This is a genomic window from Pectobacterium peruviense, assembly GCF_002847345.1.
Lineage (GTDB): Bacteria > Pseudomonadota > Gammaproteobacteria > Enterobacterales > Enterobacteriaceae > Pectobacterium > Pectobacterium peruviense.
The window spans coordinates 80881-93850 of record NZ_LXFV01000031.1 but is presented as its reverse complement, the minus strand read 5'-3'; the positions used below and the strand labels follow the sequence as shown (position 1 = coordinate 93850).

Genomic DNA, 12970 nt, shown 5'->3' with positions numbered 1-12970 from the left:
CGGAATCTGGGATGTTTGGAGCGCTTAGATTGGTGCAACTGGTTCAGTAGCACCACGATATTGCTTATCTACGCTCTGAAAATGAATGATGTGGAATTTCTCCAGTAGAGGAACGGATACTTCAGGAAATAACGGTTATGAGCTGTCGTAAATCCAGGCTTATTGTTATTTCTGGTTATACCCCCTGAATAATCCTGATGCGCTTAAACGTATCCAGCAGAAGTAGTGCTAATGATGTAGAGCGTGTCTCGTGAAACATTTTCACCTTATGCGTTGAGCACTCGACATTAGTACAAAAACTCGCTATCTTCGGGCATCTGGATGTCTAAACGTTTAAACGTATGCTTTGAGGATATAAGGTTATGCCAATTCGGGTTCCTGATGAGTTACCAGCTGTTAATTTTCTGCGTAATGAGAACGTCTTTGTCATGACGTCCTCGCGTGCTAAAACGCAGGAAATTCGTCCACTCAAAGTGCTGGTTCTGAACCTGATGCCTAAGAAGATTGAGACTGAAAACCAGTTTTTGCGTCTGCTGTCCAATTCTCCCCTACAGATCGATATCCAACTGCTACGTATCGATAGCCGTGAATCAAAGAATACGCCAACTGAGCATTTGAATAACTTCTACTGCAATTTTGATGACATCCAGGACGAAAACTTTGATGGCTTGATTGTTACTGGTGCTCCGCTGGGGTTAGTCGATTTTTGTGATGTCGTTTATTGGCCGCAGATCGCGCGAGTCATCGAATGGGCAAAAGAGCATGTTACATCCACATTATTCGTGTGTTGGGCTGTACAGGCTGCTCTCAATATCCTTTACGGTATCCCCAAGATGACTCTGAAGGAAAAGCTGTCCGGTGTTTACTTGCATCAAACGTTACAACCCCACGCTTTGCTGACCCGCGGCTTTGATGAAACGTTTCTGGCTCCACATTCTCGCTATGCAGATTTTCCGGCTGATGTGATTCGGCAGCATACGGATTTGGATATTCTGGTTGAGTCGGAGCAGGCGGGTGCCTATCTGTTTGCCAGTAAAGATAAACGTCTGGCGTTCGTTACCGGGCATCCCGAATATGACGTTCTGACGCTGGCAGGAGAGTTTTTCCGTGATTGTGATGCTGGGTTGGATCCGACTGTCCCGGTTAACTATTTCCCAGACGACAATCCTGAACTGGAACCGAAAGCGAGCTGGCGTAGCCATGGGCATCTGCTTTTTGTTAACTGGCTGAATTACTACGTTTATCAGATTACGCCTTACGATTTGCGCAAAATGAATCCTACGCTGGACTAACTCTCATCTTGATCCTTTTCTCTGAGGCACCTTTAAGGGTGCCTTTCTTTTTTGTGCCAACTCATTCCGTGTTTATTAGTTAGTGAAAGTCATTTCTCTTCTTTTTTAATTTTAATCTTCAATTTTATTATGTAGTTAATTCGATTTTTTTATAAAAATGGAAATTGTTTTTGATTTTGTATTTTCTTGTATTACGCTTAATCCTGTCGGCTAAGAAATATACATACTGGTTTGCCGATCCGGCGGTTGTTGATGAATGAAGCGGAATCTTGAAAAGGAACCACGAATGATGCAGCAGACGATAAACAGAGAGTTGGCGTTTAGTCAGCGTTTTGGCGAAGGTGAGAAGCATATTCTTACGGAAGAGGCGATTGATTTCCTAACGGAGTTGGTTGCACATTTTACTCCTGCGCGTAATCAATTACTTGCCGAACGACAGGTGCAGCAGCGCAATATTGATCAGGGCAAGCTACCTGATTTTATTTCAGAAACGGCTTCCATTCGAGATAAGGCATGGACGATTCGCGGCATTCCCGATGACCTTCAGGATCGCCGTGTTGAAATTACTGGCCCGGTTGAACGCAAGATGGTGATCAATGCATTGAATGCCAACGTGAAGGTTTTCATGGCGGACTTTGAGGATTCGCTGTCACCGGGATGGGAAAAGGTGATTGATGGGCAAATCAACTTACGCGATGCCGTTCGCGGTACGATTTCCTACATCAATGAAACAGGAAAAATCTACCAGTTGCAACCCAATCCTGCTGTGTTGATTTGCCGCGTGCGCGGGTTGCATTTGCCTGAAAAACACGTGTCCTGGAAGGGGGAAGCCATTCCCGGCAGCCTGTTTGATTTCGCGCTGTATTTTTTCCACAACTATCAGGAACTGCTGAAGAAAGGTAGCGGCCCTTATTTCTATTTGCCAAAGATGCAGTCATGGCAGGAAGCGGCTTGGTGGAACGATGTCTTCTGCTATACGGAAGATCGCTTTGATCTTCCACGTGGGACGATCAAAGCCACGGTATTGATTGAAACGCTGCCAGCCGTTTTCCAGATGGATGAGATCCTCTACCATCTGCGCGATCATATCGTTGGACTGAACTGTGGTCGTTGGGATTATATTTTCAGCTATATCAAAACATTAAAGAACCACAGCGATCGCGTTCTGCCCGATCGTCAGTCGGTGACGATGGAAAAACCCTTCCTGAGTGCTTACTCGCGGCTGTTGATCAAAACTTGCCATCGCCGTGGCGCGTTCGCTATGGGCGGGATGGCAGCGTTCATTCCGAGTAAGGATGCAGAGCGTAATAATTGGGTATTGGATAAGGTATGTAAAGACAAGCAGTTGGAAGCGAACAATGGTCACGATGGCACATGGGTTGCTCATCCGGGACTGGCAGATGCCGTGATGGAGGTGTTCGATCGGGCATTAGGTGAGCGCAAAAATCAGCTTGATATCAGCCGCGAACACGATGTACCCATTCGTGCCGAGGAATTGCTGGAACCCTGCCCGGGAGAACGCACGGAAACCGGTATGCGTGCGAATATCCGCGTTGCCGTGCAGTACATCGAAGCGTGGATATCCGGCAATGGCTGCGTCCCGATTTATGGGTTGATGGAAGACGCCGCGACAGCTGAAATTTCCCGCACCTCTATCTGGCAATGGATTCGCCACGGCAAGACGTTGAGTGATGGTCGTGTGATCACCAAAGCGCTGTTCCGCCAGATGCTGGCTGAAGAGATGTTTGTGATTCAGGAGGAATTAGGTGATGCCCGTTTTAGCGGAGGGCGCTTTGATGAAGCAGCTCGGCTGATGGAACAAATCACTACGCAAGATGAACTGATCGACTTCCTGACGTTACCCGGCTACGCATTGCTTGATTAATCCTGACCAATAATAAAAAGGAACCTCTGCTATGACGACCTCTCGTACCCAACAAGTCCAGCATATCGAAAAAGAGTGGAAAACCGCGCGCTGGGAAGGTATTACGCGCCCCTACAGCGCAGAAGATGTGATTAACCTACGTGGATCGGTGAACCCAGAATGCACGCTCGCGCAGCTTGGTGCGGCGAGATTATGGGGTCTACTGCATGGTGAAGCCCGCAAAGGTTATGTTAACTGTCTGGGCGCACTGACGGGCGGGCAAGCCTTACAGCAGGCTAAAGCGGGTATTGAAGCTATTTACCTTTCCGGCTGGCAGGTGGCGGCGGATGCCAATCTGGCGTCCAGCATGTATCCCGATCAGTCGCTCTACCCGGCGAATTCCGTGCCTGCGGTGATCGAACGCATCAATAACACCTTTCGGCGTGCCGATCAGATCCAGTGGGCGAACCACATTGAGCCGGGCGATAAGCGCCATACCGACTACTTCCTGCCGATTGTTGCAGATGCGGAGGCGGGATTTGGCGGCGTGCTTAATGCGTTTGAGCTGATGAAATCAATGATTGAAGCGGGTGCAGCGGCGGTTCACTTTGAGGATCAACTGGCATCGGCGAAGAAATGTGGGCACATGGGCGGCAAGGTGCTGGTTCCCACGCAGGAAGCCGTTCAGAAGTTGGTGGCCGCGCGTTTGGCAGCGGATGTCATGGGCGTGCCGACCTTAGTGGTTGCGCGAACCGATGCGGATGCCGCAGATTTGCTGACCTCCGACTGCGATGAATATGACCGTGATTTCATCACCGGAGAACGCACGGTGGAAGGGTTTTATCGCACGCGTGCGGGGATAGAGCAGGCAATCAGTCGCGGACTGGCCTACGCGCCTTATGCTGATTTGGTGTGGTGCGAAACCTCAACGCCGGATTTATCACTGGCGCGTCGTTTTGCCGAGGCCATCCACGCTAAGTTCCCCGGCAAGCTGTTGGCGTACAACTGTTCGCCTTCCTTTAACTGGAAGAAGAACCTAGATGACAGCACGATTGCTCGTTTTCAAGATGAACTGTCGGCGATGGGCTACAAGTATCAGTTTATTACGCTGGCTGGCATCCACAGTATGTGGTTCAACATGTTTGATCTGGCGCATGCCTATGCGCAGGGAGAGGGGATGAGGCACTACGTAGAAAAAGTGCAGCAGCCTGAATTTGAAGCGATTAAAGACGGTTATACCTTCTCATCGCATCAGCAGGAGGTCGGTACTGGCTACTTCGATAAAGTGACGAACATCATTCAGGGAGGCCAGTCTTCAGTGACGGCGCTGACGGGATCGACGGAAGAACAGCAGTTCTGATCCTAACCCGGCTAGTGTTCGGCTGGCTGGGTTTCATCTGGAGATCATGATGACGCGTGACCTTGAAAAGCTGGTGGCGCAGACGATCCTGCAAGGGTTTGATGCGCAATATGGTCGTTTTCTCGAAGTCACCGCGGGCGCACAGCAGCGTTTTGAACAGGCTGACTGGCCCGCTGTGCAACAGGCAATGAAACAACGTATTCACTTATACGATCACCATGTTGGTCTGGTTGTCGCACAGTTGCGCTGTATTACCGGCATCCGCTGTGATGATGCGGAGTTTTTAGCGCGGGTGAAGCATATCTACACTGGCTTATTGCCGGACTATCCGCGTTTCGAGATTGCGGAGAGCTTTTTCAATTCCGTCTATTGTCGACTATTTAATCATCGGGAACTCGCTCCCGATAAACTGTTTGTTTTCAGTTCTCAGCCAGAAAAGCGCTTTCATGAGATTCCCCGACCAATTGCCAAGACGTTTGTGCCAACTGACGGCTGGCAAAGCATGTTGGAAAAATTGCTGGGTGACGTGCCGCTGCGTCTACCGTGGGAAGATTTGCCGCGTGATATTGATTACATCGTTACGTATTTACAGAGTACCTTCTCTGCTGAGCAGCTTGCTCAGGCCACGTTACAGATAGCGAACGAGCTGTTTTATCGTAACAAAGCGGCCTGGCTGGTGGGGAAACTTTCGCTGCCTGAAGGTGTTTTTCCGTTTCTGCTGCCGATTCACCACAACGAACGTGGTGCGCTATTTATTGATACCTGCCTGACGGCTCAGGCAGACGCCAGCATTGTGTTTGGTTTCGCTCGCTCTTACTTCATGGTGTACGCCCCGTTGCCGTTCGCGCTGGTGGCCTGGCTTCGTGACATTCTGCCGGGGAAGACGACGGCGGAGCTTTATTTGGCTATTGGCTGCCAGAAGCACAGTAAAACCGAGTATTACCGCGAATATCTGCATTACATTGCCGAATCAGAAGAGCAGTTTATTATCGCCCCCGGCGTGAAAGGCATGGTGATGCTGGTATTTACGCTGCCTTCGTTCGATCGCGTATTTAAGGTCATCAAAGATCGTTTTGCGCCGCAGAAAGAGGTGAGTGCGGAGCGAGTAATGGCGTGCTATCAACTGGTGAAAGAACACGATCGCGTCGGGCGCATGGCGGATACGCAGGAATATGAAAACTTCGTCATCGATAAGCACCGCATCAGCTCGGAATTATTGGATGAGCTCTGGCGGGAGGTACCTGAAAAACTGGAGGATCTGGGCGATCGGCTGGTGATCCGACATTTGTATATGGAGCGCCGGATGACGCCGCTGAATCTCTATCTTGAACAGGCAAACGCACAGCAACTACACGATGTGATTGAAGAATATGGCAATGCTATCAAACAGCTGGCCGCTGCGAATATTTTCCCCGGTGATATGTTGTTTAAGAATTTCGGCGTCACGCGTCACGGGCGAGTTGTATTTTATGATTACGATGAGATCTGCTACATGACCGAGGTGAATTTCCGCAAGATCCCGCCACCGCGTTACCCGGAGGACGAATTGGCCGCAGAGCCGTGGTACAGCGTCGCGCCGAATGATGTGTTTCCCGAAGAGTTTCCGCATTTCCTGTGCAGCGACCGCCACATTCGGACGCTGTTTGAGGAAATGCATGGCGATCTGTTTTGTGCGGACTACTGGCGGGCATTACAGCAGCGCATCAGGGAAGGACATATTGAGGATGTTTACGCTTACCGACGCCGGAAGCGTTTTAGTCAGCGTGCTGAGCCGCTATATCTCACTACTGAGAATGATTCTGGTCTTTGCCGTTATCCGGCGTGAAAAATTATGCAGCGGTGGGTTTGACCGCCGAGTGAGCGACAGGACGTCGCGAAAGCCAGTGCCGCGTATGGAACGCGTCACTGGCGGCTCGACTAGCGGTCACGAACACCGATGGAACCGCGTAGCGGCATAATTCCCGCCGAAAGCCTGGGTACACAGGGCGGCGGCGATTGAGCGCCCTGTGTCGGGCGCGTGCTACGAGGTAGCATGAAAATAACGGTATTATTGCGCACGAAACCTTCCCATAGTCTGCATAGACATGCGCCTAAAAGGCCTGACGAGGAATACACCTTGTTTATAACCCACTGTATTCCTGCATGACCTGCTTCGCCGCTTTGATCACCAGCGCACCGAGTTCTGTGACGCGGTCGTCCGTGATGCGCGATACGGGGCCGGAAATGGAGATGGCGGCGAAGGCTTCATGATGTTCATCCAGAATACATGCTGCGATGCAGCGTAGCCCCAGTGCGTGCTCTTCGTCATCGAACGAATACCCCTGCTTGCGAATCAACAGGAGATTTTCTTTCAGCGCTTGTGGCGAACTGAACGTGTGTGGCGTGTAGCCATGCAGTCCTTTCTTGTGCAGCAACTGCGTGACCTGAGCATCAGGTAAATGAGCCAGAAATGCTTTTCCAGCACCGGAAGCATGCATCGGCAACTTACCGCCGATCGGGGCAGACATACGCATTAGCGCCGTACATTGCACCTGATCGATGATGATCGCCTGACTATCTGTTTGATCGAGAACGGCCAGATTGACCGTCTCGCCTGAGTCTTCCATTAATTTGCGCAGTATCGGATGCACAATGGCCAACAGGTTGCGGCTTTGCAGAAAGCTACTGCCGACGATAAACGCGTGCGATGCGATCGTCCACAACCCCAGATCGCCCACCTGACGCACAAAGCCCTGTTGTTGCATTGTGGTGAGCAGACGATGAGTGGTGGAATTCGGTAAACCGGCCTGCTGAGCCAGATCGGTTAGCGCCACGCTGCCGTTTGCTTTGGCGATATATTCAAGTAGCGTCAGACCACGTGTCAGCGATTGAACCTGCCCGGTTGGCTGCGCAGCGGTGCCCGCGCTGGCTCTCGGTTTTTTTCCGCGTTTGGCTGGCTCTGGTGGCGTCATGGCATCGATTCCTTTTTATGGTAATGGAATTGATTTTCGTTTTTTTGCCACAGAATGCAACTCTTCTTTCTCTGTGTTTTTCATCGGCAAATTACCTGAAAAAGTCTCATGCTGCCTCGCGTTAGCGTGCTCATAACTTATGCTAGGATACACAACATATCGTATTTATTGGCCGGGAATGGGGTTCGCGTGAGTAATCGGGTAGATGAATTGCGGCGTCAGTTGGCGCAACGCATTATGGTGCTGGATGGTGGTATGGGTACCATGATCCAGGGTTATCGCCTGCAGGAAGCAGATTATCGCGGCGAGCGCTTTGCTGACTGGCCGAGCGATGTGAAAGGAAATAACGATCTGCTGGTGCTGACCAGGCCGCAGGTGATTAGTGAAATCCATGATGCCTATCTGGAAGCTGGTGCCGATATTCTCGAAACCAACACCTTCAACTCCACCACCATCGCGATGGCGGACTATGATATGGAATCGCTGTCGGCGGAAATCAATACCGTTGCCGCACAGCTGGCGCGTGCTAGCGCAGACAGATGGACAGCATTAACGCCGGATAAGCCGCGCTATGTAGCCGGTGTGCTTGGCCCGACGAACCGCACCGCATCGATCTCCCCCGATGTTAACGATCCTGCGTTTCGTAACGTCAGTTTTGATCAGTTGGTCGAAGCGTATCGTGAATCCACTCGCGCATTGATCGCCGGTGGCGTTGATCTGATCATGATCGAAACCATTTTCGATACGTTGAATGCTAAAGCGGCGAGTTTCGCCGTCGAAAGTGAATTTGAGGCGTTAGGGATTGTTCTACCCGTGATGATTTCCGGCACGATCACGGATGCGTCAGGACGTACGCTATCCGGCCAAACCACGGAAGCCTTTTACAATTCCCTGCGTCATTCCCGTCCGCTTTCCTTCGGTCTGAACTGTGCATTGGGGCCGGATGAGCTGCGCCAGTATGTCGCCGAACTATCACGTATTTCAGAATGCTATGTGAGCGCGCATCCAAATGCGGGGCTGCCTAACGCCTTCGGGGAATACGATCTGGATCCTGCTGATATGGCGAAACATATCGGCGAATGGGCGCGATCGGGTTTCCTGAATATCGTCGGCGGCTGCTGTGGATCGACGCCTGCACATATTGCCGCGATGGTGAAAGTCGTGGACGGTGTGCCGCCGCGCACGCTGCCGGAGATCCCGGTGGCTTGCCGTTTATCCGGCCTTGAACCACTGACCATCGATGCCAATACGCTGTTTGTTAACGTGGGAGAACGAACGAACGTTACCGGTTCTGCACGTTTTAAACGTCTGATCAAAGAAGAGAAATATAACGAAGCGCTGGATGTCGCCCGCCAACAGGTGGAAAGTGGCGCGCAGATCATCGACATCAACATGGATGAAGGCATGCTGGATGCGGAAGCGGCGATGATCCGCTTCCTGAATCTGATCGCCGGTGAGCCTGATATTGCCCGTGTGCCGATTATGATCGACTCCTCAAAATGGGATGTGGTTGAGAAAGGGCTTAAATGTATTCAGGGCAAAGGCATTGTTAACTCGATCTCCATGAAGGAGGGCGTTGAAGCCTTTGTCCATCACGCTAAGCTGGTGCGCCGCTATGGCGCCGCCGTGGTGGTGATGGCCTTCGATGAAGTCGGGCAGGCGGATACCCGCGCGCGTAAAATTGAAATTTGTCGCCGGGCGTATCGCATCCTCACGGAAGACGTCGGCTTCCCGCCAGAAGATATTATTTTCGACCCGAATATTTTCGCTGTGGCAACGGGGATCGACGAGCACAACAACTACGCGGTGGATTTCATCGAAGCCTGTGCAGACATTAAGGCGCAGTTGCCGCATGCGATGATCTCCGGCGGCGTGTCCAACGTGTCATTTTCATTCCGTGGCAACGATCTGGTGCGTGAGGCGATCCACGCCGTCTTCCTGTATTACGCGATCCGCAATGGTATGGACATGGGGATCGTGAACGCCAGTCAGTTGGCGATCTATGACGATCTTCCTGCTGAGCTGCGTGATGCGGTTGAGGATGTGATCCTTAACCGTCGCAGCGATGCTACCGAGCGCATGCTCGAACTGGCGGAAAAATATCGCGGTAGCAAAACAGAAGATGAAGGCAGTAAAACGCAGGCAGAATGGCGCGGCTGGGATGTGAAGAAGCGTCTGGAGTATTCGCTAGTTAAAGGCATTACCGAGTTTATCGAGCTGGATACGGAAGAAGCGCGTCAGCAGGCGTCACGACCGATTGAGGTAATCGAGGGTCCGTTGATGGACGGCATGAACGTGGTCGGCGACCTATTCGGTGCAGGCAAAATGTTTTTGCCGCAGGTAGTGAAATCCGCGCGCGTGATGAAGCAGGCGGTGGCTTACCTCGAACCCTACATTGATGCCAGTAAAGACAAAGGCTCGTCTGCTGGGAAAATCCTGCTGGCGACGGTAAAAGGCGACGTTCACGACATCGGTAAGAATATTGTCGGCGTGGTGCTGCAATGTAACAACTACGAAATTATCGATCTGGGCGTGATGGTGCCGACGGATAAAATCCTGAAGACCGCGCGTGAAGAGAAGGTCGATATCATCGGGCTGTCCGGCCTGATTACACCGTCGCTGGATGAAATGGTCAACGTGGCGAAAGAGATGGAGCGTCAGGGCTTTACGCTGCCTCTGTTGATTGGCGGCGCGACGACCTCTAAAGCGCATACCGCCGTGAAGATTGAGCAGAACTACAGCGGCCCGACCGTCTACGTGCAGAATGCCTCACGCTCTGTCGGTGTGGTATCGGCTTTACTGTCCAGCACACAGTATGACGACTTTGTTGCGCGTACCCGCAAAGAATACGACACCGTACGTATTCAGCATGCGCGTAAAAAGCCAAGAACGCCGCCCGTGACGCTGGAGACCGCTCGTGCTAATGCCTCGGATCTGGATTGGGAAAACTACACGCCACCGGTTGCGCATCGGCTGGGCGTGCAGGCGGTAACGGCTAACATCGAAACACTGCGCAACTACATCGACTGGACGCCATTCTTTATGACTTGGTCGCTGGCGGGGAAATATCCCCGTATTTTGGAAGATGAAGTGGTGGGTGAAGAGGCTAAGCGATTGTTTGCCGATGCTAATGCGATGCTGGACGGTTTGTCTGCGCGCGGTGCGCTGAACCCTCGTGGCGTGGTTGGCCTATTCCCGGCGAACCGCGTGGGGGATGACGTAGTGATTTATACTGATGAACGGCGCGAAACGGTGCTGTCAGTCAGCCATCATCTGCGTCAACAGACGGAAAAAACCGACTTCCCGAACTACTGCTTGTCTGATTTCGTGGCACCTAAATCCAGCGGCAAGCCTGATTATCTGGGTGCCTTTGCGGTGACCGGCGGGCTGGAAGAGGATGCGTTGGCGGATCTGTGGGAAGCGCAGCACGATGATTACAACAAGATCATGGTGAAGGCGATTTCTGACCGTCTGGCGGAAGCTTTTGCAGAATATCTGCATGAGCGTGTGCGTAAGGTTTACTGGGGCTATGCGCCGAATGAGAACCTGAGTAATGAGCTACTGATTCGTGAAAATTATCAGGGCATCCGTCCCGCACCGGGCTATCCGGCTTGTCCAGACCACACGGAGAAAGTACAAATCTGGCAGTTGCTGGATGTGGAAAAACATACTGGCATGAAGCTAACCGAATCCTACGCCATGTGGCCGGGCGCGTCGGTATCCGGCTGGTATTTCAGCCACCCTGACAGCAAATACTTTGCCGTCGCGCAAATTCAACGCGATCAGGTAGAGGATTACGCGGTGCGCACAGGCATGGATGTGAGCGAAGTCGAACGCTGGCTCGCGCCAAATCTGGGTTATGATGCGGATTAAGTTACGACCTAAGTCGAGTATGGCAACATCAACCTTGGAGAGGTTGTCATCTCACTATGCTAGTGAAGTGGCGTTTCGTGCGTGATAAACCACATTATTTCTCTGTGGCACTAGCGCCACGCCCGCTCAGGGCGCTCAGTCGCCGCTGCCCTGAGAACCCAGGCTTTCTGGCGAAATTATTACCGCTTTGCGGTTCCTTCGGCATTCGAGAACGCTAATCGTGCCGCTAGTGACGCGCTCCCGGCGCGGCACTAGCTTTCGCAGCGTCCATGCTGCTCACACGGCGTCCTCGCCCGCCTCAGTATAATTTTTTAACGCCAGTTGGAAAACAAAACCTATTAGCTCGTGTGTGGTTTCTAATTCTTAACCTAGCACCACGTGAAACTTACCATGATGAGAATACTTATCAGTCTTATTGATGCGCTTGCCGCGCAATGCTAAGGTGGATAACGATTTCCGTAGCGCATACGTCGCTGCGTCACGCTATTCCCGATAACCGCAGGCCTGATTCTGGGCGTTAAACAGGATGAGGGTATCTTCCAGGCTCATGTTAAAACGACTCTTTTCCATCGAGGATTTCTTCGATATCGGTGAACGTTACGGGATTGATTACCATTTCCCGCAGCTGTCATCGTGCCGCGATCGCACGAAAGAAAAGCATATCGTTGTGCAGGGCGATGTCGAAGAGATGACGTTATCCTCCGGTATTTGTCTGACGAACTCTAACGTGCGTGTGTTGCAGCCTTACGAATCTACGTCTTTGCACTGCTGCCCGTTTTATACGCTGGTGGTGCTGGAAGGATGTGTCGCGCTGCGCCTGAACGGTAAAGAGTTTGTCGTGCGGTCTGGTATGGCATTTAGCACCCGACTGGGTGACCCGCTCGTCATGAACGCCAGCCACCTTGCGGATCACCATCTTCGTACCGTATCGCTGGGGATTTTTCCCGCAACGTTTGCTCTGGAGCCGCTCTTAGGCCTACTGCTGAGTGAATGGGAACAGAGCGGTAATCCGGCCTTTTTATGGCAGGTTCCCGGCTATTTGTTATCGGGGTTACAACATGCGCTTGAAAACACCACTCCGGGATTATCGCGCCAGCTTATGCTGGAAGGGGTGATGCTACAACTGCTGGGGCATGGTTTGTCATTTGGCCAACGTGGGGGAGAACGACGCATATTGCCTCCGCCCGGCGAACAGGATCGGCTGGAGAATGTTCGGCGACGTCTGGCGCAACAGCCTGAAAAAGAGTACACCCTCAATGAACTGGCGCAACTGGCTGCGATGAGCACCAGTAGCCTGCGTACCAAGTTTCGTCAGGCATATGGTCATTCTGTCTTTGACTACCTGCGCGACTGTCGGCTGGAGCTATCCCGACGCTATCTGGCGCAAGGATATAGCGTTCAGCAGGCCGCCTGGATGTCGGGCTACCAGCACGCCACCAACTTTGCTACGGCTTTCCGGCGACGTTACGGCATTGCGCCGAGCGATGCGCGCATCGCCAGCTAGTCCTTCCTTCCTTTCTTAATCAATGCATTGACCCTGTTTACGCCAGGCATTGCCACTTTGCTGCCCGGTTGGCGTCTTTCCGCTGAGTTCCCATTTTGTCATTGCGCATACGTAAGCTGTCACTGC

The 12970-nt window shown here is 52.0% G+C and carries 7 protein-coding genes; 6 read left to right on the top strand and 1 reads right to left on the bottom strand.

What is annotated here, in order from left to right:
- Positions 1-362: 362 nt before the first annotated feature.
- From metA to aceK, 4 genes are all read left to right on the top strand, one after another.
- Positions 363-1292, top strand: coding sequence for a homoserine O-acetyltransferase MetA (gene metA, locus A0G03_RS18745; RefSeq protein WP_048262648.1), 930 nt, complete (start codon positions 363-365; stop codon positions 1290-1292).
- A 286-nt stretch (positions 1293-1578) separates the two neighbouring features.
- Complete coding sequence (aceB, locus tag A0G03_RS18740; protein ID WP_048262646.1) at positions 1579-3177, top strand: malate synthase A; 1599 nt, start codon at positions 1579-1581, stop codon at positions 3175-3177.
- A gap of 31 nt (positions 3178-3208) precedes the next feature.
- Entirely contained in the window at positions 3209-4516 is a 1308-nt protein-coding gene (gene aceA / locus A0G03_RS18735) for an isocitrate lyase (protein WP_048262644.1), read from the top strand.
- Between the two features lie 49 nt (positions 4517-4565).
- On the top strand, positions 4566-6341 hold the full coding sequence (gene aceK, locus A0G03_RS18730) for a bifunctional isocitrate dehydrogenase kinase/phosphatase (RefSeq protein WP_048262643.1): 1776 nt from the start codon (positions 4566-4568) through the stop codon (positions 6339-6341).
- A 295-nt stretch (positions 6342-6636) separates the two neighbouring features.
- Here the strand turns inward: aceK and iclR are convergent, their stop codons facing one another.
- Entirely contained in the window at positions 6637-7467 is an 831-nt protein-coding gene (iclR, locus tag A0G03_RS18725; RefSeq protein WP_048262641.1) for a glyoxylate bypass operon transcriptional repressor IclR, read from the bottom strand.
- A gap of 189 nt (positions 7468-7656) precedes the next feature.
- Here iclR and metH point away from each other — a divergent pair, with 189 nt between their 5' ends.
- Together metH and A0G03_RS18715 are read left to right on the top strand one after the other, a co-directional pair.
- Positions 7657-11340, top strand: coding sequence for a methionine synthase (gene metH, locus A0G03_RS18720; RefSeq protein ID WP_048262640.1), 3684 nt, complete (start codon positions 7657-7659; stop codon positions 11338-11340).
- Between the two features lie 547 nt (positions 11341-11887).
- Entirely contained in the window at positions 11888-12844 is a 957-nt protein-coding gene (locus A0G03_RS18715) for a helix-turn-helix transcriptional regulator (protein WP_048262638.1), read from the top strand.
- Positions 12845-12970: the final 126 nt, after the last annotated feature.